This window comes from Actinosynnema sp. NPDC053489, from assembly GCF_044544865.1.
GTDB lineage: Bacteria > Actinomycetota > Actinomycetes > Mycobacteriales > Pseudonocardiaceae > Actinosynnema.
In genome coordinates this window covers 318,864-339,332 of the sequence record NZ_JBITXT010000008.1, presented here as the reverse complement: position 1 = coordinate 339,332, position 20,469 = coordinate 318,864, and the positions used below count along the sequence as shown (strand labels likewise).

Below are 20,469 nucleotides of genomic sequence, written 5' to 3'. Positions count from 1 at the left end.
ACGCCCCGGAACACGAACGTGGGATTCGCGGGCCGGGTGGGCGACGTGGACGGGAAAAGTGTGGTTGACTGGTGGAGGTCGAAAGTTTTGTGTTCGTGTCATCCACGCTCGCGAAACGCGTTTGAGCGTGTGATTCCTCAGGGTCAGCGTTTGGACCGGCCTCAGCGGGTGCGTTCGCCCCGTTGGCAGCTTTTTGAGGAGTACAAGATGGCGCAGGGCACCGTGAAGTGGTTCAACTCGGAGAAGGGCTTCGGCTTCATCTCCCCCGAGGACGGTGGCGCGGACGTGTTCGTGCACTACTCGGAGATCCAGAGCGGCGGCTACCGCAGCCTGGAGGAGAACCAGCGCGTGAGCTTCGACGTGGGCCAGGGTGCCAAGGGCCCCCAGGCCACCAACGTGACGGTCATCTGACCCACCGCGGCTCGGCGAAAGCCCCGCTCCCCCCTCGGGAGCGGGGCTTTCGCGCGTTTCCCGACTACTGTCGGCGGACATGGACCTGGCAGCCGGCAAGTACCTGTTGTTGACCACTTTCCGCAAGGACGGCACCGCCGTGCCGACACCGGTGTGGGTCGCGGGCGACGGCGGCGCGCTGTACGTGTGGTCCGCCGCCGACGCGGGCAAGGTCAAGCGCATCCGCCGCAGCGGCGACGTCCGGATCGGGCCGTGCGACGTGCGCGGCAGGCCCACGGGCGAGCAGGTGCCCGGCACCGCCCGGTTGCTCGACCGGGCGGGCAGCGAGCGCGTGCGGTCCCTGATCGCGCGCAAGTACGGCGTGCTCGGCAGGCTGACGCTGTTCGGCAGCCGCCTGCGCCGGGGCCGGGAGGGCACGGTCGGCATCGAGGTCCGCCCCGCCTGAACGTCAACCCGCGGTTGACGCCCGCGTCGGCGTCAACCTACAGTTGACGGATGACCGCGCCGCCGCTCCAGCTCACGGACCTCATCGTCCTGGTCGCGGCCGAGCACCCCGACGTGATGGGCCGGCTGTCCGCCGCCGTGGAGCTGAGCGGCCGGCTCGACGAGCTGGGCGACCACCTCATCGGCCACTTCGTGGACGAGGCGCGGCGCGCGGGCGCGAGCTGGACCGAGATCGGCGAGAGCATCGGCGTCACCAAGCAGGCCGCGCAGAAGCGGTTCGTGCCCCGCGAGTCGCCGGACCTGAAGCCGAGCTTCGACCGCTACACCGAACGGGCCGGGCGGGTCATCGCGCTGGCCCGCCACCACGCCCGGTTCAGCGAGCACATCGGCACCGAGCACGTCCTGCTCGGGCTGCTGGACGAGTCCGGCGGCCTGGCCGCCAGGACGATCGCCGCGCTGGAGGCCGCCGAGGGCAGCACCCGGATGGCCGTGCTCGGCGAGCTGGACGGCACGGTCCGGCAGCGCCCGGAGCCGCAGCCGTTCACCGCCCACTGCCGGAAGGCGCTGGAACTGGCCGTGCGGGCGTCGCTGCGGCACGGGCACACGTTCGTCGGCACCGAGCACCTGCTGCTCGGGCTGCTCGCCGTGGGCGAGGGCGCGGCGGCCCGGGCCCTGACCCGCACGGGCGTGACCGAGCGGGCCGCCGAGGACCACGTCCTCGAGGAGATCAACTCCGCGATCGCTCGCGGACCGCGGTCAGGGCCTCCGGGAGCGTGAACGCGCCCGCGTAGAGCGCCTTGCCCACGATCGCGCCCTCCACGCCGTCGCGCGACAACGCGGCCAGCGCCACCAGGTCGTCCACGCTGGACACACCGCCGGAGGCGATCACCGGCGCGTCGGTGCGGGCGCACACCTCGCGCAGCAGGTCGACGTTCGGGCCCTGGAGCGTGCCGTCCTTGCCCACGTCCGTGACCACGTAGCGGGCGCAGCCGTCGCGGTCCAGCCGCTCCAGCACCTCCCACAGGTCACCGCCGTCCTTGGTCCAGCCGCGCGCGGCCACCCGGTGGCCCTGCCCGGTGATCCGCACGTCCAGCCCGACCGCGACCTTCTCGCCGTGCTCGGCGACGACCTTCGCGCACCACGCCGGGTCCTCCAGCGCGGCCGTGCCCAGGTTCACTCGCGCGCACCCGGTCGCCAGCGCGGCGGCCAGCGACTCGTCGTCGCGGATGCCGCCGGACAGCTCGACCCGGACGTCCAGCTCGCCGACCACGCGGGCGAGCAGGTCGCGGTTGCTGCCGCGGCCGAACGCGGCGTCGAGGTCCACCAGGTGCACCCACTCCGCGCCGTCGCGCTGCCACGCGAGGGCGGCGTCCAGCGGGTCGCCGTAGTTGGTCTCGGTGCCGGCCTCGCCCTGTACGAGCCGAACGGCCAGGCCATCGGCCACGTCAACGGCCGGGAGGAGCGTGAAAGTCACGCGTTCAGCCTAGTTGACGCTCTTGAGCCAGTTCTCCAGCAGGTGCGCGCCCGCGTCGCCGGACTTCTCCGGGTGGAACTGCGTCGCCCACAGCGGTCCGTTCTCCACCGCCGCGACGAACCGGTCGCCGCCGTGCTCGGACCACGTCACCAGGGGGGCGCGCAGCGAGTCGGACCCGGCCAGCTCCCACCGGCGCACGCCGTAGGAGTGCACGAAGTAGTACCGCGTGTCGGCGGGGAGGCCGGCGAACAGCGCCGTGTCCCCCGGCGCGCTGACGGTGTTCCACCCCATGTGCGGCACGACGGGCGCGTCCAGCCGCTCCACCGTGCCGGGCCACTCGCCGCAGCCCTCGGTGAGCACGCCGTGCTCGATGCCCTGCTCGAACAGCACCTGCATGCCGACGCAGATGCCGAGCACGGGACGACCGCCGGCGAGCCGCTGCCCGATGAGCCGGCCGCCCTTGATCGCGTCCAGCCCCGCCATGCACGCGGCGAACGCGCCGACACCCGGCACCACCAGGCCGTCCGCGTCGAGCACGGCCCGGTGGTCGGCGGTCACCTCCACGTCGGCGCCGACGCGCTGCAGCGCGCGCTCGGCGGAGCGGATGTTGCCGAATCCGTAGTCCAGCACGACGACCTTGGGCACCCGACCAGCGTACTAGGGCGAGCGGCCCGGTCACGGCTCAGGCGAGCCCGCCCTGCGTGACCGGGACCACGGGCAGCACGGTGTTGATCGGCAGGCCCGTCTTGGCGGGCAGGGCGGTCACCCACGTGTCCGCGCGGCCCTCGTCCACCAGCGACCGCACCTCGGCGACGTCGGGGGGCAGCTCCGCGGGCCGCGGCCGGGCGTCGAGCCGCCACCAGCGGACCAGGCCGACCAGGCGCCGCGCCGACCCCGTGGACCCCGCGCGCTCGCCGTCGGTCCACACCTCGGCGCCCGCCGACCACCTCAGCAGCAGCGCCGCCGCCCCCGTGCCCCGGACCTGCTCGGCCAGCCGGAGCGCCGCCGCGAACCCGATCTGCCTGCGCGGCAGCAGCACCGTGCCGGACGCGACCGGCACCAGCGCCGCGGGACCCGCGGTGGCGCGGTGCAGGTTCAGCTGGAGCTCGGCGGTCGGCGCGGGTGTCCAGATCAGGGTTCTCGGCACGCTCACAGGCGGAGATCATGCCGCAGCGCCCGGGTGGCCGAACATCCGACGCACGGCCGCGGCGACGCCCGGCACGTCGAGGTCGTGCGCCGAGTCGTGGTCCTCGGCCGTGCCGTAGGCCCGCAGCTCCGCGTCCCGCCGCACGCCCAGCGACCGCGACCGGTGCGGCACGTCCGCCAGCGCCTCGGCGACCAGGTGCGCCGACGTGCCCTCCAGGTACGGCTCGACCAGCAGCACGTCGGCCCGCTCGGCCCGCGCCACCGCCGCCAGCAGCCCCGCCGCGTCGAACGGCCGCACGGTGGTCGCGTAGAGCACGGTCACGTCGGCGTCCCGGGTCGCCGCCAGCGCGGTGTCGAGCATCGGCCCGACGGCCACCACCACGCCCCGCCGGCCGCGCCGCACCTCGGTGAACCCCTCGACCACCGGGTGCGGCGCGGCGTTCTGCCGCAGGGAGAGCCGGATGTACACGCGGTCGTCACGCCGCAGCGCGTCCCGCACGAGCGGTCCGACCTCCCCCGGGTGGCCGGGCACGCGGACCGTCCAGCCCGGCAGCGTGTCGAACAGCGCCACGTCGCCGGGCGCCTGGTGCGTGCGGCCCCACGCCGGGTCGTCGTACGAGCCGCCGACGCTGACGAGCACCCCGCCCAGGTCCTGGTGGCCGAAGTCGAGCTTGATCTGCTCGAACGGCCGCTCGACCAGGAACGGCGCGTAGGTGTGCACCACGGGCCGCAACCCGCTCAGCGCCAGCCCCGCGCCCACGCCCACCATCGCCTGCTCGCGGATGCCGACGTTGATCACCCGCTCGTGCGGGGCGAAGGCGTCCCGGGAGATCTCGGCCAGCACGACCGCGACCCGCTCGTCGTGCCGCATCACGTCCTCGACGGTCTCCACGAACACCTGCCGCATGGAGGTCATCGCCGCCGCCCCCCGTCGACCTCCGCCACCACGGCGAGCGGTCGTCCCGGGTGCTCCCGGGTGAACGCCGCGTGCAGCGCCGCGTGATCGCGCCCGTCCACCGCGGAGGTCTGCCAACCCTCGACCTCGAACCGCTTCGCGATCCCGCCGGGCCAGCCGTGCGTGCCGGAGGCGTTGTCGACGACCACGGTCACCAGCCGGTCCAGGCCGAGCCGCCCGGCCAGCGCGATCGCCTCGTGGTTGCTGCCCTCGTCCAGCTCCGCGTCGCCGACCAGCACGAACGTCCGCGCGGTCCGGCGTTGCAGGCGCAGGCCGAGCGCGGTGCCGATGGCGATCGGCAGGCCGTGGCCGAGCGAGCCGCTGCTGATCTCGACCCCGTTGACCAGCACGCGGTCCGGGTGCTGCCCGAGCGGCGACTCGAACGCCGTCCAGTTGTCCAGCGTGGACGGTTCGAGGTAGCCCTTCGCGGCCAGCACGGCGTAGTACGCCATCGGACCGTGCCCCTTCGACAGCAGGAACCGGTCGCGGTCCGGGTCGTCCACCCGGTCCGGCGAGACGTCCAGCACCCGGTCGTAGAGCACCCACAGCACGTCGAGCGTGGACGCCGCGGCCCACTCGTGCTTCTCGTCACCCGTCATCCGCCGGAACAACGCGGGGAGGTCCGCGAAGCCGGCTCTGTCCCTGACCGCCATGGCACCACGAAACAACTTCGACTTAAGTCGAGGTCAACCCATAAGATGCGCAGGTGAGCAAGTTGCCGGAGATGTTGACCATCGGTCAGGTGGCCGAGCGCAGCGGGGTGCCGCACACGGCGTTGCGGTTCTACGAGGAGCGGGGGCTGATCACCTCCGAGCGCACGGCGGGCAACCAGCGCCGCTACCCGCGGCACGTCCTGCGGCGGCTGGCGTTCATCCGCACCGCGCAGCGGGTCGGGCTGTCGCTGGAGGACGTGCACGCGGCGCTGGCGACCCTGCCGGACAACCGCACGCCGACCAAGTCCGACTGGAGCAGGCTGTCGGCGAGCTGGCAGGTCGAGCTGGACGCGCGGATCGACGCGCTGCGCCGGCTGCGCGACCGGCTGACGTCGTGCATCGGTTGCGGGTGCCTGTCGCTGCGCAGCTGCTTCCTGCACAACTTCGACGACGAGCAGGCCGCCGACGGGCCCGGCGCGCCCAAGCTCAAGCCGGCCGTCGAGGGCGGCACCTGAAACCGGTTGTCCCCCGTGGTGCACTGGGGTCGTGCGGGAGAAGGAGCGGGCGGTCCGCTTGTCCAAGCGGATGTCCAAGGTGCTGCGGCACGCGCCGGAGGAGGTCGGGCCGGCGCTCGACGCGGCCGGGTGGGTCGACCTGGACGACCTCGCGCGCGCCCTGGGCGTCACCCGGGCGCGGGTGCTGGAGGTGGTGGCGGACAACGACAAGCAGCGGTTCGCGGTCGAGGGCGGGCGCATCCGGGCCAACCAGGGCCACACGGTGCCGGTGGCGCTGGACCTGCCCGTCGCCGAGCCACCCGCCGAGCTGTACCACGGGACGGTGAGCCGGTTCCTGCCCGACATCCTCCGCGATGGGCTGCGGCCGATGGCGCGGCACGACGTGCACCTGTCGGCGACGGTGGAGACGGCCGTGCGGGTCGGGTCGCGCCGGGGCAGGCCGGTGGTGCTCGCGGTCGACGCCGCCGCCATGGCCGCCGACGGGCACGAGTTCCGGGTCAGCGCCAACGGCGTGTGGCTGACGGCCGCCGTGCCGCCTAACCACCTGCGAGAACACGCCTCGTGAGCCAGTCGAGGCCCGCGAGGACCTCGTCCGGGCCGAGGCCGCGCACGTGCCGCTGGTACTGGTAGACCTCCGGCGCCAGCGGGGCCATCAGCGCGTCCGCCACGGCCGGTGGCGCGCCGTCCACCAGCGAGGCCACGTGCCGCCGCCAGAACCCGTAGGACCCGGCCCGGAACCGCGCCCGACCCGCCTCCGCGCCCAGCACCAGGTGCAGGTGCCGTTCGAGCAGCACGACCATCGCCCGGTAGAACGCGGCCAGCCGCTCCTCCGGCGGCGCGCCCGGGCCCAGCGGCGGCGGCCCGGTGAGGATGCGGTCGCGGATGCCGGCCTCGTGCTCGTCCAGCAGGGCCTGCGCGATCGACGTCGTGTCCGGGTAGCGCCGGTACAGCGTCGCCCGGCCCACGCCCGCGGCCCGTGCGATGTCCTCCATCGTGACGCCGTGCGACCCACCGGCTGCGGCGAACACCTCTTCGGCGGCGGCGAGCACGCGGGCCCGGTTGCGCGCGGCGTCGGCCCGTTCCCGGGGTCGACCGGCGGTGGTGGCGGCCTCGGCCGGTGACGACATGTGACCAACCATACGCAGACAGCCAATCCCGCGCCCGAACGTTGAACTCACCTGCTCCGAACGCAGGACTCTCGCGCTCCGAACGTAGGACTCTCGCGAGAGTCCTACGTCCAGGTCGCGTGAGTCCTACGTTCGGGACCGTCGAGTTCTACGCTCGGGTCACAGGAGCCAGGCGAGGGCCGCGCCGACGGAGACCAGGGTCAGGACCAGCAGGACGACGGCCAGGCCGCGGGCCGTCTTCCAGGTGCTGTAGACGCCGCCGCCCAGGAAGCCGGCCAGCGCGAGCAGCCCGATGACCACGTACTCCTTCGGCATCTACAGGACGCCCTTGGTCGACGGCACGCCCCCGACGCGCGGGTCCGGCTCCACGGCCGCCCGCAGCGCCCGCGCGACCGCCTTGAACTGCGCCTCCGCGATGTGGTGCGGGTCGCGCCCGTACTCGACCCGCACGTGCAGCGCGATGCCCGCGTGGAACGCCAGCGAGTCGAACACGTGCCGGTTCAGCACGAACGGGTAGTTGCCGCCGATGGTGAAGGTGTGGAACCGCTCCGGCTCCCCCACGTGCACGCAGTACGGCCGCCCCGACACGTCCACCGCCGCGTGCGCCAGCGTCTCGTCCATCGGGATCCACGCGTCACCGAACCGGCGGATGCCCGCCTTGTCGCCCAACGCCTCCCGCAGCGCCTGGCCGAGCACGATCGCCACGTCCTCCACGGTGTGGTGCGCGTCGATGTGCACGTCGCCGGTCGCCCGCACGACCAGGTCCAGCGACCCGTGCACGCCCAGGGCGGTCAGCATGTGGTCGTAGAACGGCACGCCCGTGTCGACCTCGACCTTCCCGGTGCCGTCGAGGTCCACCTCGACGTGCACCGACGACTCCCTGGTCGTGCGCTCCACCTTGCCGACCCGGCTCACCGGCCAACCTCCTTGCTCGCCGCGAGGAACGCGTCGTTCTCCTCGGGAGTCCCGACCGTCACCCGCAGATGTCCGACGATGCCGACGTCCCTGATCAGCACACCGCGCTCCAGGTACGACCGCCACGTGGCGCGCGCGTCCTCGAACCACCCGAACAGGACGAAGTTCGCGTCGCTGGGCACCACGGAGAAGCCGAGGCCCGCCAGCGAGTCGACCACCCGGTCGCGCTCGGCGGCCAACTCCGCCACCGAGCCCAGCGTCTCGGGCGCGTGCCGCAGCGACGCCCGCGCCGCGGCCTGCGTCAGCGCCGACAGGTGGTACGGCAGCCGCACGAGCTGCAACGCGTCCACCACGGCGGGCGCGGCGGCGAGGTAGCCCAGCCGGCCGCCCGCGAACGCGAACGCCTTGCTCATGGTCCGGCTCACGATCAGCTTCGCCGGGTGCTCGTCGAGCAGCGCGACGGCGCTGGGCCGCGACGAGAACTCCGCGTACGCCTCGTCCACCACGATCACCCCGGGCGCGGCCTCGACCAGCACGCGCAGGTCGTCCGGCGGCAGGCTCTGCCCGGTCGGGTTGTTCGGGCTGGTCACGAACACCACGTCCGGCGCGCGGGAGGCGATGACCTCGGCCGCGCGGGCCACGTCCAGCGAGAAGTCCTCGCGCCGGGGCGTCGGGGCCCACTCGGTGCGGGTGCCCGCCGCGATGATCGGGTGCATCGAGTACGACGGCTCGAAGCCCAGCGCCGTGCGGCCCGGCCCGCCGAACGCCTGGAGGATCTGCTGGAGCACCTCGTTCGACCCGTTCGCCGCCCACACGTTCGCCGAGGTCAGCGGCACGCCCGTGGACGAGGACAGGTAGCCGGCCAGGTCCTCGCGCAGCGCCGTCGCGTCCCGGTCGGGGTAGCGGTGCAGCTCGCCCGCGATCGCCGCCACCTCCCGCACCACGTCCTCCACCAGGGCGGGCGTGGGCGGGTACGGGTTCTCGTTCGTGTTCAGCCGCACGGGCACGTAGAGCTGCGGCGCGCCGTAGGGCGTGCGCCCGCGCAGGTCTTCCCGCAGGGGGAGGTCGCTCAGCTCCACCCGGTCGCCGAGGGGCCTCATCCGCCGAACCTCGCCGTCACGGCCTCGCCGTGCGCGGGCAGGTCCTCGGCGTTCGCCAGCGCCACGACGTGCGGCGCGACCTCGCGCAGCGCGTCCTCGCCGTAGTCCACCACGTGGATGCCGCGCAGGAAGGTCTGCACCGACAGCCCCGACGAGTGCCGGGCGCAGCCGCCGGTGGGCAGCACGTGGTTGGAGCCCGCGCAGTAGTCGCCGAGCGACACCGGGGAGTGCGGCCCGACGAAGATCGCGCCGGCGGCGCGCACGCGGGCGGCGACCTCGCGGGCGTCGGCCGTCTGGACCTCCAGGTGCTCGGCGGCGTAGACGTCCACCACCCGCAGCCCCTCGTCCAGGCTCGACACCAGCACGGTGCCCGACTGCTTGCCCTGCAACGCCGTGCGCACCCGCTCGCTGTGCCTGGTCGCGCCGGACCGGCGGTCCAGCTCGGCGTCGACGGCGTCGGCCAGGGCCTCCGACGTGGTGACCAGCACGCTCGCGGCCAGCGTGTCGTGCTCGGCCTGGCTGATCAGGTCCGCGGCCACGTGCACCGGGTCGGCCGTGTCGTCGGCCAGGATGGCGATCTCGGTCGGCCCGGCCTCGGAGTCGATGCCGATCAGGCCGCGCAGCAGCCGCTTGGCGGCGGTCAGGTAGATGTTGCCCGGCCCGGTGACCAGGTCGACCGGCTCCAGGGCGGAGCCGTCGGTGTCCGTGCCGCCGTACGCGAGCAGCGCGACGGCGAGCGCGCCGCCCACCGCCCACACCTCGGTCACGCCCAGCAGCGCGGCGGCGGCCAGGATCGTCGGGTGCGGCAGCCCGCCGAACTCCGCCTGCGGCGGCGAGCACACGACCAGCGACCCGACGCCGGCGATCTGGGCCGGCACCACGTTCATGACCACGCTGGACGGGTAGACGGCCAGGCCGCCGGGCGCGTAGAGGCCGACGCGGGGGACCGGCACCCAGCGCTCGGTGACCGTGCCACCGGGCACGACCCGGGTCGTCGTGTCGACCCGGCGCTGGTCGGCGTGCACCTTGCGGGCCCGGGAGACGGACTCCTCCAGCGCCGCCCGCACGGCCGGGTCCAGCTCGGCCAGCGCGCGCTCCAGCTCGGCGGCGGGCACGCGGACGGACTCGGGGCGCACCTTGTCGAACCGCTCGCCGTGCTCCAGCACGGCCGCCACGCCCCGGTCGCGCACGTCCTCCACCAGCGGGCGGACCTGATGCAGCACCGCGTCCACGTCGACCTCGGCGCGCGGCAGCGCGGCGCGCAGTTCGGCGGCTGACGGGACCCGACCTCGCAGGTCGATGCGGCTGAGCATGCCCTCAAGGGTAAGGCGTCGCCAATTCCGTCAACTGTCACCCCGCACCCCGGTGGGGAACCCGACAAACGGCGGCTACCTCGACCGGTGAGCGGCGAGCGACGCTGTGTGGGCTCTCCCTGCCCGATCGCTCAGCTCCGTCGCAAACCCTGCTGATGATGGAGGCTCGATGTTCACCAAGCGGCGCGGCCTTGTGGCCGCCGCGCTGTTCGCGAGCGTGGCCCTGGTGCTCCCCGCGCACCCCGGGTCGGCGCAACCGGCGACCGCGCAAACCCACGACCGGACCGTGTTCGAGGTCACGGCACCCACGCCCGAGGCGCGGACCAAGGTCGCCAAGACCGGCGTCGACATCCTCGGCCAGAGCGGCGACACCCTCACCGTCATCGCGGAGCCCCGCCAGCAGTGGCTGCTGCGGGCCACGGGCCTGCCGGTGAAGAGCACCGGTGACGCGGACGCGCAGCTCGCGGGCCTGGGCAAGGCGGACTTCGCCGACCCCCAGCTCGGCACCCTGGACTTCCCGTCGGGCTACACCGGCTACCACAACTACGCCGAGATGGTCGCCGAGCTGAACCAGACCGTGGCCGACCACCCGAACCTGGTCACGCTGCGCAGCATCGGCAAGTCGTACGAGAACCGCGACCTGTGGGCGCTGAAGATCAGCGACAACCCGACGGTCGACGAGTCCGAGCCCGAGGTGCTGTTCACCTGCAACCAGCACGCCCGGGAGCACCTGACCGTGGAGATGTGCCTGCACATCATCAAGCGGTACACGGACAACTACGCGTCCAACTCGGCCATCAAGAACACGGTCGACAGCCGGGAGATCTGGGTCATCCCCAGCGTCAACCCCGACGGCGCGGAGTACGACATCGCGACCGGCTCGTTCCGCGCCTGGCGCAAGAACCGGCAGCCGAACTCCACCTCCACCGGCACCGACCCCAACCGCAACTGGGGCTACCAGTGGGGCTGCTGCGGCGGCTCCAGCGGCAGCGGGTCGAGCGAGACCTACCGCGGCCCGTCGGCGTTCTCCGCGCCGGAGACCGCCCGCGTCCGGGACTTCGTCGGCACCCGCGTGGTCGGCGGCGTCCAGCAGATCAAGACGCACATCGACTGGCACACGTACTCCGAGCTGATCCTGTGGCCGTACGGCTACACCTACAACGACACCGCCGCGGGCCTGGACGCCACCCAGGCCAACGTGTACCAGACCATGGGCCGGCAGATGGCGTCGCTGAACGGCTACACCCCGCAGCAGGCCAGCGACCTCTACATCACCGACGGCAGCGTGGACGACTGGATGTGGGCCCAGCACAAGATCTGGAGCTACACGTTCGAGATGTACCCGGCGTCGGCGAGCGGCACCAGCGGCTTCTACCCGCGGGACACGCAGATCGCCACGCAGACCACGCGCAACGACACCGCGGTGCAGCTGTTCCTGGACTACTCCGACTGCCTCCCGCGCATCACGGGGCGCACCTGCTGACGGCCGCCACGGCCTGATCGACCTGCGCGGGCTCGACGAAGTAGTGGGGCGAGGCCCTCACCACCTCGGCGAGCCCGCGCCGGGTCATGTCCAGCAGCGTGGACGACGCGGTGCTCACGGTGACCGTGACGCCCTCGTCGGCCAGCCGGTCGCGCACCTCGGACGCGGGCACCCCGTCCACGGTGAACGTGACGATGCCCGCCTTGCGCACGCCCGGGTCGCGCACCGCGACGCCGGGCAGCGCGGCCAGTCCCCCGCGCAGCCGCCGGGCGCGTTCGCCGACCTCCCGCTCGATCACGTCGACGCCCCTGGCCAGCGCGTACCTCGCGGCGGCGATCAGGCCGAGCCGGTCGGCGACGCTCGACTCCCAGATCTCGTGCACCCGCGCGTCCTCGCGCAGCCGGAACTCCCCCGGCGCGGTCCACTCGGCCCCGTGCAGGTCGATCAGCCGCGGTCGCAGGCGGGCGGCGGCCTCCCGGCGCACGACCAGCACGCCGGTGCCGCGCGGTCCGCGCAGCCACTTGCGCCCGGTGCCCGTGATGAGGTCGACGCCCAGCTCGTCCGCGCGCACCGGCAGCTGCCCGATGGACTGGCAGGCGTCCAGCAGCACCAGCGCGCCGACCTCGTGCGCGGCCTCGGCGACCTCGCGCGCCGGGTTCACCAGGCCGCTGTTGGTCGGCACGTGCACCAGCGACACCAGCTTGACCCGCTCGTCCAGCAGCTCCCGCAGCGCGGCCACGTCCACCTGCCCGGACGCGTCGGACGGCACCACCTCGGCGGTCGCGCCCACCTCCCGGGCCCGGCGCAGGATCGGGATCGCCGCGCCCGCGTACTCGGCCTCGCTGAACAGCACCCGGTCGCCCGCGGCCAGCGGCACGGCGTCGAACGCGGTCAGCCAGGAGCGGGTGGCGCTGTCGGTGAACGCCACCTCGTCCGGCTCCGCGCCCAGCAGCTCGGCGAACACCCGGTACCCGTCGTCGAGGTCGTCCTGCCGCTCGCGCGCGGCGACGTACCCCCCGACCTCCGCCTCCCGCCGCAGGTGGCCGATCACCTCGTCCAGCACCTCCCGCGGCGGCAGGGACGAGCCGGCCGAGTCGAGGAAGATCGGGTTGCGCACGGTCGACCTCCGGTGCTCCTGGCCGGTCCGGCGGTTCCGGTCGGCCCACTGCCCTTCCTCGTGTACACCATGTCGCAGGGACGTGGCGAGAGCGGAGCGGTGCGATGACCGGTGGGCGGGACGACGGCGACCCCTCGGCCACCAGGAACGACCTCGACGCGGGCCACGTGCGCAACGCGGTGCTGGCGGGCCGGATCGGCCGGCTGGTCCTCAACCACCCGCCGCAGCTCTACCTCGCGCTCGTCACGGGCGCGGCGCTCGCGCTGGCCGGCGCGGTCACGTGGGCCGCGCTGGCCGGTGGCGGGTCCACCCCCGATCCCGTCGCCGCGGTCACCACCACCACGACCGCGGCGGCCGAGCGCCCGACCATCACCCGGCCGACCACCACGACCGCCGAACCGCCGCCGGCCGAACCCGCACCCACCGAGCCCTCGCCCACCGAACCCGCACCGACCACCACCGCGCCGAAGCCGCCGCGCCCGAGGCCGACGCCCGCGCCGGTCGAGGTGCTGTGGCAGGGCACGGTGAAGGTGCGCGGCGACGGCGGCCCGGGGAGCGGGTGGTTCTTCGACCAGCCACCGCCGCGCGAGGGGTCCAGCCTGGGCGACCTCGCCTACGGCGACGCCACCACCGTGACCAGCGACAAGGTGGCCGACCTGCCGGACGATGCCGTGCCGGACCAGGCCCGGTGCGCCGAGCTGCTGAACGCCACCGCCGGGATCACCAGGGCGTCCAGCCGCGTCGGCAACGCGTTCTGCTTCACCACCCGCGGCGGCCGGGTCGGCCACGCCGTGGTGACGGGCACGTCGCCGCGCGACCCGCTGGACCCCTCGACCACGCTCGACGTCGTCGTGTGGGACCTGGCGCGCTGACCTAGCGGGGCGTCCACTTCTCCAGGTTCCACCACGGCCCCCACGACAGCGCGCCGTGCACGTGCGGGTCGACGACCTCCTGGTAGCCGTTCCAGTTCTCCCGCACCACGTACGTGTGCTGCACCGCGGCCAGCACCACCATGCCGGGCGCGGCCGCGTAGGCGCGCTGGAACTGCTTGTACGCCGCCGCCCGCTGCGCCGGGTCCAGCAGCGTGCGGCCGACGTCCAGGGCGGCGTCGACCTGCGGGTTGGAGTAGCCCCACGGGTTGGGCGTGTGCAGCGACCGGTAGGTCATCAGGTCCGGGTCGAACGGCGTGCCGCCGCCGTGCAGCAGCGCGTCCGCGCCCAGCCTCGGCGTGACCGCGTCCCAGCCGAGCCCGGCGAGCTGCACGTCGATGCCGACCGCCTTCGCGTCCGCGGCGAACGCGGTGGCCAGGTCGGCGCGCACCACGTCGCCGATCGGGTACATCAGGGTGAACCGGGCGGCCACGCCGTCGCGGGTCCGCACGCCGTCCGGGCCGCGCAGCCAGCCCGCCTGGTCCAGCAGCAGCTCGGCCAGCGCCTTGTCGTGGGCGAACCCGGCCCCGGTCTCCACGAACTCGGGCAGCGCGTCGGGCACCGGCGTGCTCGCCGCCGAGCCCTTGCCGCCGAGCAGGTTGTCGACCATGCCCTCGCGGTCGACGGCGTGGTTCAGCGCCATCCGGATCGCGCCGTCACCGGTCACCGGACCGCCGGGCAGCGTGACCGCGCGCAGGTCGGCGCTGCGGTGCGTGAGCACCGTCATGCCGTTGGCCGTGCCGGACGACGCGGCCAGCCGCGGCGGCAGCTCCGTGCCGTCGAACTCACCCGCCCGCATCCGCTGCGCGCGGGTGTTGTCGTCGGGCACGAACACGACGGTCAGCTTGCGGATCTCCGGCTCGCCGCCGAAGTAGGACGGGTTGGCCTCCAGCACCAGCCGGTCGCCCTTGCGCCACTCCACCAGCTTGTACGGGCCGGTGCCGACCGGCCGCACGTCGCGCAGCGGCCCGCCGAGCGCCTCGCTGGGCAGGATGCCGAGCACGAGCGCGTGCGGGAACGCCGCCCACGGCCGGGCCAGCGTGAAGCGGACCGTGTGCACGTCGAGCTGCTCCACCCCGGTCAGCTCGGCGTACGCGGCCCGCTCGGTGGAGCCCGCCGCCGGGTCCAGCAGCGCCCGGTAGGTGGCCACCACGTCCTCGGGCCCGAACGACGTGCCGTCGCTGAACGTCACGCCCTCGCGCAGCGACACCGTCCAGCTCAGGCCGTCGGCGGCCGGCGTGGGCGCCCGCGCCGCGAGCTGGGGCCGCACGGAGCCGTCGGCGCGGTGCTCGACCAGCCCGTCGTACAGCTTCGACACGCCCTCCCGGCCGTAGCCGAGCAGCGGGTTCAGCGAGGTCGGCTCGACCGGGTCGGCCAGCACCAGGGCGCTGTTGTCCGACGTGCCCTCCGCGCTCGGTGTCGTGGTGCCCGTGCACCCCGCGGCGGCGAGGAGGGCGGCGACCACGAGCGGGGGCAGGAGGGAGCGCACGAGACCCGACACTACCTAGAGTGGGCCGCATGCGTGTCGCCCTCTGCCAGATCACCTCGTCCAGCGACCCGGCGGCGAACCTCGACCTGCTGCGGTCGGAGACGAAGCGCGCGGCGGCCGGCGGCGCGCGCCTGGTCGTGTTCCCCGAGGCCGCGATGTGCCGGTTCGGCGTGCCCCTCGGCCCGGTGGCCGAGCCGCTGGACGGCCCGTGGGCGAGCGCGGTGCGCGACCTGGCCGACGAGCACGGCGTGGTCGTCGTGGCCGGCATGTTCACGCCGGCTCCCGACGGCCGGGTGGCGAACACGCTGCTGGTCACCGGCGGCGGCCACCACCTCGGCTACGACAAGATCCACCTGTTCGACGCGTTCGGCTTCACCGAGTCGCGCACGGTCGCCCCGGGCTCCGAACCGGTGGTGGTCGAGGTGGACGGCGTCGCGTTCGGCCTGGCCACCTGCTACGACGTGCGGTTCCCGGAGCTGTTCCGGGCGTTGGCCGACCGGGGCGCGACGGCCGTGCTGGTCTGCGCGTCGTGGGGCGCGGGACCGGGCAAGCGGGAGCAGTGGGAGCTGCTGGTCCGAGCCCGCGCGCTGGACTGCACGTCGTGGGTGCTGGCCTGCGGGCAGGCCGACCCGGGCGTCGACCACGGCGGCGCCCCCACCGGCATCGGCTTCAGCACGGTCGCGTCCCCGCTGGGCAAGGTGGTCGGGCGGTTGGCGGGCGAGCCCGGCCAACTCCTGGCCGAAGTGGACACGGAGAGTGTCACGCGCACGAGGGAATCGCTGCCCGTCCTCGTGAATCGGCGACTCTGAATCCCTTTCGCAGGACGTTGCCTCACACGAACGGGTGGCCGCCGAATAGGCGGCCCTTCACGTCGGGAAGCCCTTTGCGGGACCACAACCGCAACGCGAAGGGACCCGGCCATGATCAACCAGGCCGAAGTGGACCGCCTGTACGACTGCGAGGTGATCGACGAGCACGGCGAGCGCATCGGCTCCGTGAAGCAGGTGTGGCTCGACGACCGGGACGGCACGCCCATGTGGGCCTCGGTGCACACCGGGCTGTTCGGCCTCAAGGAGTCGTTCGTCCCGATCCAGGACGCGACCCTGGGCAACGGCGTCATCACCGTGCCGGTGGACAAGCAGCAGGTCAAGGACGCGCCCCGGATCGACGTGTCCGACCAGCACATGTCCGACCAGCAGCAGGACGAGCTGTACTCCTACTACGGCTTGATCCCGTCCCACCGCTCCGGGGACCACGACAAGCTGCCGAACCGCGGGCGCGACGAGACCAAGCCCATGCCGATGCCCGGCGCGGGCCGGACGTCCGGGCTGACCCGCGGCGAGATGCGCGGCGGCGGCGCGCCCGGCGAGACCCGGCCCGAGGGGCGCGGCCAGGCCGTCACCGGCGGCCGGGCAGGCACGAGCGGGCAGGCCGGCACGACCGGGCAGACCGGCACGACCGGGCAGGGCGGCAAGCACCGCACCCGTGACGACGGCTCGGTGACCCGCTACGAGGAAGAGCTGGACATCAGCACGCGCGAGGTCGAGGCGGGCCGGGTGCGGCTGGTCAAGCACACCGTCACCGAGCAGAGGGACGTGTCGGTCCCGGTGACGCACGAGGAGGTCCGCGTGGTGCGCGAGCCCGCCGAGGGCGCGCCCACCGACCGGGCGTTCGCCGAGGAGGAGACCGAGGTGACGCTGCACCGGCAGGAGCCGGTGGTGGAGAAGACGACCAAGCCCGTCGAGAAGGTCCGGCTGGACAAGCAGACCGTGACCGAGGAGGAGCACGTCCGCGGCGACGTGCGCAAGGAGCAGGTGGACGTGGAGCGCGACGACCGCACCGGGCGGCGCGACTCCTGAACGGGGCGCGCCCGCGCCGATGCCCCTGGCGCGGGCGCGCTCCCGTCCGGCTCAGCGCAGGTCGAGCCCCAGGTCCAGCGCCGGGGCGGAGTGCGTGAGGCCGCCGACGGCCAGGTAGTCCACGCCGGTCTCGGCGTAGGCCCGGGCCACGTCCAGGGTGAGCCCGCCGGACGCCTCCAGCTCGACGCCGCCCGCCCGGCGCACCGCCTCGGCGCACTCGGCCGGGGTGAAGTTGTCCAGCAGCACGAGCCGCGCGCCCTCGGCGACGGCCTCGTCGAGCTGGTCCAGCGAGTCGACCTCGACCTCGCACGCCAGGTGCGGGGCGCGGGCCCGCACGGCGGCCAGCGCCGCCCGCACCGAACCGGCGGCCCGCACGTGGTTGTCCTTGATCAGCACAGCGTCGCCGAGGCCGAGCCGGTGGTTGACGCCGCCGCCGCAGCGGACCGCGTACTTCTCCAGCAGGCGCAGGCCCGGCAAGGTCTTGCGGGAGTCGCGCACCCGCGCTTCGGTGCCCGCGACCGCGTCGACCCACGCGGCGGTGAGGGTGGCCACGCCGGACAGGTGGCACAGCAGGTTCAACGCGGTGCGCTCGGCGGTGAGCAGGCCGCGCACCGGCCCGCGCAGCACCAGCGCGGGCTCGCCCGGCACGGCCTTGTCGCCGTCGTGCCGCCGCTCCAGCACCTCCACGTCGGCGACCTGCCGGAACACCTCCAGTGCCACCGGGATGCCCGCCAGGACGCCGGCCGCGCGGGGCGTCAGCTCCGCCACGGCCACCGCGTCGGCCGGCACGGTCGCCTCGGTCGTCGCGTCCGGGCCGTACCGCAGGTCCTCTTCGAGGGCGGTCGCGATCACGCGCCGCGCGTCGGCCAGGTCCAGGTCCAGGTCCAGGTCCATGGTCACGCCACTCCCCTCGCCACCGCGGGATCGGCCAGCACCGGCTGGCCGGACGGGTTGAGCCGGACGACCTGGCTGCGCTGCCACGCCACGTCGTCCCGCTCGGTGAAGTCCGTGCGCACGTGGCAGCCGCGCGACTCCTCGCGCCGCGCCGCCGCCGCGATCAGCGCCCGCGCGGCCACGGTGAGCGCCGCGTCCTCGACCAGCGCCCGGCTGTCCAGCGTGCGGTCCGCGGTGGACAGGTCGAGCACCGAGCCGACCACGGCCAGCCCCTCGGCGTCCCGGCCGATCGCCGCGTACCGGGACATCACGCGCTGCAACGAGTCCCGGTCCGCGACCGGCGCGGTCGGCAGCTCAGCGGTGGCCGCCGCCGACGGGCGGGCCAGCACGCCCAGCGCCAGGTCCGTCGCGACCGCCTCGGCCGCGCGCGTGCCGACCACCAGGCCCTCGAGCAGGCTGTTGGACGCCAGGCGGTTCGCGCCGTGCAGCCCCGTACGGGCCACCTCGCCCGCCGCGTACAGCCCGGTCACGCCCGTGCGCCCGTCCACGTCGGACACGACACCGCCGCACGCGAAGTGCGCCGCGGGCGCGACCGGGATCGGCTCGGCCGACGGGTCGACGCCCGCCGCGAGGCAGGCCGCGTGCACGGTCGGGAACCGGCGCGCGAAGTCGGAGATGCCCGTGGCGTCGAGGAACACGTGGTCGTCCACACCGCCCGGAGCGCCCGCCACGTGCCGGGTGATCGCGGCGGCCACCACGTCGCGCGGTGCCAGGTCCTCCAGCGGGTGCACGCCCCGCATGACCCGCGCGCCGGTGGCGTCGACCAGCACCGCGCCCTCGCCGCGCACCGCCTCGGTCACCAGCGGGCAGCGGCCGCGCGCCCCGCGCCCGGTGTAGAGCACGGTCGGGTGGAACTGCACGAACTCGACGTCCGCCGCCACCGCGCCCGCGCGCAGCGCCAGCGCCAGGCCGTCGCCGGTGGCCACCTCCGGGTTCGACGTGGCCTGGTAGAGCTGGCCGAGGCCGCCGCTGGCCAGCAGCACGGCGGGCGCGCCGAGCACGCCCGGCACGCCGTTGCCGTCCAGCACCAGCAGGCCGCACACCTGGCCCAGCGGCGTGCGCACCGCGTCCACCGCGACGTGGTCCTCCAGCACCGGCACGCGGCCGTCGGACGCCGCCGCGAGCAGGGCGCGCTCGACCTCGGCGCCGGTCGCGTCACCGCCCGCGTGCACCACGCGGAACGCGCTGTGCCCGCCCTCGCGGGTGCGGGCCAGCCCGCCGGTCGGCGCGGCGTCGAACACCGCGCCCCGCTCGCGCAGCCGCGCCACCGCCGCCGGCCCGCCGGCGATGATCGCCGCGACCGCCGTCTCGTCGCACAGCCCGGCGCCGGCGACCAGCGTGTCGCGGACGTGCGCCTCGACCGAGTCGCCCTCGTCGTGCTCGCCGGGCAGCACCACCGCCACGCCGCCCTGCGCCCACCGGGTGTTGCCGTCCGCGCCGGCGGCCTTGGTCACCACCAGCACCCGCAGGCCCAGCTCACGCGCGCGCAGCGCCGCCGTCAGACCGGCCACGCCCGTGCCGACGACCAGCAGGTCGGCCCGCGCCTCCCACAGCGGCGTGCTCATTCGCCGCCGCCGGGCTGCCCGATCTCGATCATCCGCTGCACCGCGCCCTGCGCCCGCTTCGCGGTCTCCAGGTCCACGTGCACCTCGTCCTTGCCCTCGCGCAGCCCGCGCAGCAGGGCGGCCGGGGTGATCATCTTCATGTAGCGGCACGACGCCCGGTCGTTCACCGCGCGGAAGTCGATCTCCGGCGCGGCCCGGCGGAGCTGGTGCAGCATGCCGATCTCGGTCGCCACCAGCACCGACTTCGCGCTGGTCCGCCGCGCGGCGGTGATCATGTCGCCGGTCGAGAGGATCTTCACCTTCTCCGCCGGGACGGTGCCCTCGCCCGCGAGGTAGAGCGCCGAGGTGGCGCAGCCGCACTCGGGGTGGATGAACAGGTCGGCGTCCGGGTTCGCGGCCGCGCGCTCGGCCAGCTCCGGGCCGTTGATGCCGGCGTGCACGTGGCACTCGCCGGCCCAGATCCGCAGGTTCTCCCGGCCGGTCTCGCGCTTGACGTGCGCGCCGAGGAACTGGTCCGGCAGGAACAGCACCTCCCGGTCGGCGGGGATCGACCGCACGACGTCCACCGCGTTGGACGAGGTGCAGCAGATGTCGGTCTCCGCCTTCACCTCGGCGGTCGTGTTGACGTAGGAGACGACGACCGCGCCGGGGTGCTCGGCCTTCCACGCGCGCAGCTGCTCGCCGGTGATCGAGTCGGCCAGCGAGCAGCCCGCCCGCTCGTCCGGGATGAGGACCGTCTTGTGCGGGGCGAGGATCTTCGCCGTCTCGGCCATGAAGTGCACGCCGCAGAACACGATCGTCGACGCGTCGCTCGCGGCCGCGATGCGGCTGAGCGCCAGCGAGTCGCCGGTGTGGTGGGCGATGTCCTGGATCTCGGGCAGCTGGTAGTTGTGCGCGAGGATGACCGCGTCCCGCCGGCGGGCCAGCTCCAGCACCTCGGCGCGCCACGCGGCGTCCGGCGCGATCCCGTCGTAGGCGCCGTCCGAGGTTCGCTCCACGTAGGCGGTAGCGACCATGGGT

The 20,469-nt window shown here is 74.3% G+C and carries 24 protein-coding genes; 9 read left to right on the top strand and 15 right to left on the bottom strand.

What is annotated here, in order from left to right; translation table 11 throughout:
- The first annotated feature begins 207 nt into the window (after positions 1–207).
- From ACIGNX_RS21275 to ACIGNX_RS21265, 3 genes are all read left to right on the top strand, one after another.
- Positions 208–411, top strand: a complete 204-nt coding sequence (locus tag ACIGNX_RS21275; protein ID WP_033437808.1) for a cold-shock protein — start codon at positions 208–210, stop codon at positions 409–411.
- Positions 412–490: 79 nt separating this feature from the next.
- Entirely contained in the window at positions 491–856 is a 366-nt protein-coding gene (locus ACIGNX_RS21270; protein WP_396542383.1) for a PPOX class F420-dependent oxidoreductase, read from the top strand.
- A gap of 50 nt (positions 857–906) precedes the next feature.
- Complete coding sequence (locus ACIGNX_RS21265; RefSeq protein WP_396542382.1) at positions 907–1,632, top strand: Clp protease N-terminal domain-containing protein; 726 nt, start codon at positions 907–909, stop codon at positions 1,630–1,632.
- Here ACIGNX_RS21265 and priA read toward each other — a convergent pair.
- From priA to ACIGNX_RS21240, 5 genes are read right to left on the bottom strand one after another with little or no spacing between them, the layout of a single operon-like run.
- Positions 1,583–2,329 carry a bifunctional 1-(5-phosphoribosyl)-5-((5-phosphoribosylamino)methylideneamino)imidazole-4-carboxamide isomerase/phosphoribosylanthranilate isomerase PriA gene (priA, locus tag ACIGNX_RS21260; protein WP_396542381.1) on the bottom strand — a complete coding sequence of 249 codons (747 nt, stop codon included), beginning with the start codon at positions 2,327–2,329 and terminating at the stop codon, positions 1,583–1,585. The genes ACIGNX_RS21265 and priA overlap by 50 nt on opposite strands.
- Positions 2,330–2,338: 9 nt before the next feature.
- The gene (gene hisH, locus ACIGNX_RS21255; protein ID WP_396542380.1) at positions 2,339–2,974 is read right to left on the bottom strand and encodes an imidazole glycerol phosphate synthase subunit HisH; all 636 of its coding nucleotides are present in this window, start codon (positions 2,972–2,974) and stop codon (positions 2,339–2,341) included.
- A 37-nt stretch (positions 2,975–3,011) separates the two neighbouring features.
- Positions 3,012–3,482: a hypothetical protein gene (locus tag ACIGNX_RS21250; RefSeq protein WP_396542379.1), complete on the bottom strand. Its 471-nt coding sequence runs from the start codon at positions 3,480–3,482 to the stop codon at positions 3,012–3,014.
- 9 nt (positions 3,483–3,491) lie between these two features.
- Positions 3,492–4,391 (bottom strand): transketolase family protein, encoded by a 900-nt coding sequence (locus ACIGNX_RS21245; protein WP_396542378.1) that lies wholly within the window; start codon positions 4,389–4,391, stop codon positions 3,492–3,494.
- Positions 4,388–5,083 (bottom strand): thiamine pyrophosphate-dependent enzyme, encoded by a 696-nt coding sequence (locus ACIGNX_RS21240; RefSeq protein ID WP_396542377.1) that lies wholly within the window; start codon positions 5,081–5,083, stop codon positions 4,388–4,390. The genes ACIGNX_RS21245 and ACIGNX_RS21240 overlap by 4 nt, the downstream gene beginning before the upstream one ends.
- A 71-nt stretch (positions 5,084–5,154) precedes the next feature.
- On the opposite strand from ACIGNX_RS21240, the gene soxR reads away from it, so the two are divergent.
- Entirely contained in the window at positions 5,155–5,598 is a 444-nt protein-coding gene (gene soxR, locus ACIGNX_RS21235; protein ID WP_396542471.1) for a redox-sensitive transcriptional activator SoxR, read from the top strand.
- Between the two features lie 31 nt (positions 5,599–5,629).
- On the top strand, positions 5,630–6,163 hold the full coding sequence (locus tag ACIGNX_RS21230; protein WP_396542376.1) for an RNA 2'-phosphotransferase: 534 nt from the start codon (positions 5,630–5,632) through the stop codon (positions 6,161–6,163).
- Here ACIGNX_RS21230 and ACIGNX_RS21225 read toward each other — a convergent pair.
- From ACIGNX_RS21225 to hisD, 5 genes are all read right to left on the bottom strand, one after another.
- A complete protein-coding gene (locus ACIGNX_RS21225) occupies positions 6,135–6,725 on the bottom strand; it encodes a TetR/AcrR family transcriptional regulator (protein WP_396542375.1) in 591 nt (196 codons plus the stop codon). The two genes, ACIGNX_RS21230 and ACIGNX_RS21225, sit on opposite strands and share 29 nt — an antisense overlap.
- A gap of 159 nt (positions 6,726–6,884) precedes the next feature.
- Positions 6,885–7,040 (bottom strand): hypothetical protein, encoded by a 156-nt coding sequence (locus ACIGNX_RS21220; protein ID WP_396542374.1) that lies wholly within the window; start codon positions 7,038–7,040, stop codon positions 6,885–6,887.
- Entirely contained in the window at positions 7,041–7,640 is a 600-nt protein-coding gene (gene hisB / locus ACIGNX_RS21215) for an imidazoleglycerol-phosphate dehydratase HisB (protein WP_396542373.1), read from the bottom strand.
- The gene (locus ACIGNX_RS21210) at positions 7,637–8,740 is read right to left on the bottom strand and encodes a histidinol-phosphate transaminase (protein ID WP_396542372.1); all 1,104 of its coding nucleotides are present in this window, start codon (positions 8,738–8,740) and stop codon (positions 7,637–7,639) included. The genes hisB and ACIGNX_RS21210 overlap by 4 nt, the downstream gene beginning before the upstream one ends.
- Positions 8,737–10,053 (bottom strand): histidinol dehydrogenase, encoded by a 1,317-nt coding sequence (hisD, locus tag ACIGNX_RS21205; RefSeq protein ID WP_396542371.1) that lies wholly within the window; start codon positions 10,051–10,053, stop codon positions 8,737–8,739. Before hisD ends, ACIGNX_RS21210 begins: the two co-directional genes overlap by 4 nt.
- A gap of 169 nt (positions 10,054–10,222) precedes the next feature.
- Here hisD and ACIGNX_RS21200 point away from each other — a divergent pair, with 169 nt between their 5' ends.
- On the top strand, positions 10,223–11,536 hold the full coding sequence (locus ACIGNX_RS21200) for a M14 family metallopeptidase (protein WP_396542370.1): 1,314 nt from the start codon (positions 10,223–10,225) through the stop codon (positions 11,534–11,536).
- On the opposite strand, the gene ACIGNX_RS21195 is transcribed toward ACIGNX_RS21200, so the two are convergent.
- On the bottom strand, positions 11,517–12,653 hold the full coding sequence (locus ACIGNX_RS21195) for an aminotransferase class V-fold PLP-dependent enzyme (protein WP_396542369.1): 1,137 nt from the start codon (positions 12,651–12,653) through the stop codon (positions 11,517–11,519). The genes ACIGNX_RS21200 and ACIGNX_RS21195 overlap by 20 nt on opposite strands.
- A gap of 104 nt (positions 12,654–12,757) precedes the next feature.
- Here ACIGNX_RS21195 and ACIGNX_RS21190 point away from each other — a divergent pair, with 104 nt between their 5' ends.
- Complete coding sequence (locus ACIGNX_RS21190) at positions 12,758–13,525, top strand: hypothetical protein (protein ID WP_396542368.1); 768 nt, start codon at positions 12,758–12,760, stop codon at positions 13,523–13,525.
- Between the two features lies 1 nt (position 13,526).
- Here the strand turns inward: ACIGNX_RS21190 and ACIGNX_RS21185 are convergent, their stop codons facing one another.
- The gene (locus tag ACIGNX_RS21185) at positions 13,527–15,071 is read right to left on the bottom strand and encodes an ABC transporter substrate-binding protein (protein WP_396542367.1); all 1,545 of its coding nucleotides are present in this window, start codon (positions 15,069–15,071) and stop codon (positions 13,527–13,529) included.
- Between the two features lie 29 nt (positions 15,072–15,100).
- On the opposite strand from ACIGNX_RS21185, the gene ACIGNX_RS21180 reads away from it, so the two are divergent.
- Positions 15,101–15,880, top strand: a complete 780-nt coding sequence (locus tag ACIGNX_RS21180) for a carbon-nitrogen hydrolase family protein (protein WP_396542366.1) — start codon at positions 15,101–15,103, stop codon at positions 15,878–15,880.
- Positions 15,881–15,991: 111 nt separating this feature from the next.
- Complete coding sequence (locus ACIGNX_RS21175) at positions 15,992–16,930, top strand: DUF2382 domain-containing protein (RefSeq protein WP_396542365.1); 939 nt, start codon at positions 15,992–15,994, stop codon at positions 16,928–16,930.
- Positions 16,931–16,981: 51 nt separating this feature from the next.
- Here ACIGNX_RS21175 and nadC read toward each other — a convergent pair whose 3' ends face one another.
- The 3 genes from nadC to nadA are packed head-to-tail and all read right to left on the bottom strand — an operon-like array spanning position 16,982 to position 20,465.
- Positions 16,982–17,824 (bottom strand): carboxylating nicotinate-nucleotide diphosphorylase, encoded by an 843-nt coding sequence (gene nadC / locus ACIGNX_RS21170; RefSeq protein ID WP_396542470.1) that lies wholly within the window; start codon positions 17,822–17,824, stop codon positions 16,982–16,984.
- A 2-nt stretch (positions 17,825–17,826) separates the two neighbouring features.
- A complete protein-coding gene (locus ACIGNX_RS21165; protein ID WP_396542364.1) occupies positions 17,827–19,449 on the bottom strand; it encodes an L-aspartate oxidase in 1,623 nt (540 codons plus the stop codon).
- On the bottom strand, positions 19,446–20,465 hold the full coding sequence (gene nadA / locus ACIGNX_RS21160; RefSeq protein ID WP_396542363.1) for a quinolinate synthase NadA: 1,020 nt from the start codon (positions 20,463–20,465) through the stop codon (positions 19,446–19,448). Before nadA ends, ACIGNX_RS21165 begins: the two co-directional genes overlap by 4 nt.
- Positions 20,466–20,469: the final 4 nt, after the last annotated feature.

What these genes read in the sequence shown, in the direction of transcription:
- ACIGNX_RS21275 (WP_033437808.1), top strand. Translation starts at nt 208, where the DNA reads ATGGCGCAGGGCACCGTGAAGTGGTTCAACTCGGAGAAGGGCTTCGGC.
- ACIGNX_RS21270 (WP_396542383.1), top strand. Translation starts at nt 491, where the DNA reads ATGGACCTGGCAGCCGGCAAGTACCTGTTGTTGACCACTTTCCGCAAG.
- ACIGNX_RS21265 (WP_396542382.1), top strand. Translation starts at nt 907, where the DNA reads ATGACCGCGCCGCCGCTCCAGCTCACGGACCTCATCGTCCTGGTCGCG.
- ACIGNX_RS21245 (WP_396542378.1), bottom strand. Translation starts at nt 4,391, where the DNA reads ATGACCTCCATGCGGCAGGTGTTCGTGGAGACCGTCGAGGACGTGATG.
- ACIGNX_RS21240 (WP_396542377.1), bottom strand. Translation starts at nt 5,083, where the DNA reads ATGGCGGTCAGGGACAGAGCCGGCTTCGCGGACCTCCCCGCGTTGTTC.
- soxR (WP_396542471.1), top strand. Translation starts at nt 5,155, where the DNA reads ATGTTGACCATCGGTCAGGTGGCCGAGCGCAGCGGGGTGCCGCACACG.
- ACIGNX_RS21225 (WP_396542375.1), bottom strand. Translation starts at nt 6,725, where the DNA reads ATGTCGTCACCGGCCGAGGCCGCCACCACCGCCGGTCGACCCCGGGAA.
- ACIGNX_RS21220 (WP_396542374.1), bottom strand. Translation starts at nt 7,040, where the DNA reads ATGCCGAAGGAGTACGTGGTCATCGGGCTGCTCGCGCTGGCCGGCTTC.
- ACIGNX_RS21210 (WP_396542372.1), bottom strand. Translation starts at nt 8,740, where the DNA reads ATGAGGCCCCTCGGCGACCGGGTGGAGCTGAGCGACCTCCCCCTGCGG.
- hisD (WP_396542371.1), bottom strand. Translation starts at nt 10,053, where the DNA reads ATGCTCAGCCGCATCGACCTGCGAGGTCGGGTCCCGTCAGCCGCCGAA.
- ACIGNX_RS21200 (WP_396542370.1), top strand. Translation starts at nt 10,223, where the DNA reads ATGTTCACCAAGCGGCGCGGCCTTGTGGCCGCCGCGCTGTTCGCGAGC.
- ACIGNX_RS21190 (WP_396542368.1), top strand. Translation starts at nt 12,758, where the DNA reads ATGACCGGTGGGCGGGACGACGGCGACCCCTCGGCCACCAGGAACGAC.
- ACIGNX_RS21180 (WP_396542366.1), top strand. Translation starts at nt 15,101, where the DNA reads ATGCGTGTCGCCCTCTGCCAGATCACCTCGTCCAGCGACCCGGCGGCG.
- ACIGNX_RS21175 (WP_396542365.1), top strand. Translation starts at nt 15,992, where the DNA reads ATGATCAACCAGGCCGAAGTGGACCGCCTGTACGACTGCGAGGTGATC.
- nadC (WP_396542470.1), bottom strand. Translation starts at nt 17,824, where the DNA reads ATGGACCTGGACCTGGACCTGGACCTGGCCGACGCGCGGCGCGTGATC.
- ACIGNX_RS21165 (WP_396542364.1), bottom strand. Translation starts at nt 19,449, where the DNA reads ATGAGCACGCCGCTGTGGGAGGCGCGGGCCGACCTGCTGGTCGTCGGC.
- nadA (WP_396542363.1), bottom strand. Translation starts at nt 20,465, where the DNA reads ATGGTCGCTACCGCCTACGTGGAGCGAACCTCGGACGGCGCCTACGAC.